This is a genomic window from Mycobacterium sp. NGS41, assembly GCF_059812725.1.
In genome coordinates this window covers 1-259 of sequence record NZ_JCALDF010000096.1, presented here as the reverse complement: position 1 = coordinate 259, position 259 = coordinate 1, and the positions used below count along the sequence as shown (strand labels likewise).

Below are 259 nucleotides of genomic sequence, written 5' to 3'. Positions count from 1 at the left end.
CCGCCGGCTGCGGACACCCCAACATACGCTGATCAACCAGGTCGGCGAGCAGGCCGGCGACCAAGAGCTGGGCGGCACATTGCCCACCGCGCTGGCCAACCGGCTACGCATCACCAAAGCCGAAGCCAGCCGACGCATCGCCGAAGCCGAAGATCTGGGTCAGCGTCGCGCGCTGACCGGCGAGGCGCTGCCGCCACAGCTGAGCGCAACCGCAGCCGCCCAGCGCCAGGGACTGATCGGTGACGCGCATGTGAAGGTG

Annotated in this window: 1 protein-coding gene; it reads left to right on the top strand. The window is 69.5% G+C overall.

Features of this window, described 5'->3' with window-relative positions:
* Positions 1-259, top strand: a 259-nt coding sequence (locus AC5Y21_RS26080) for a DUF222 domain-containing protein (RefSeq protein WP_499917052.1), incomplete at both ends; no start/stop codon positions are given.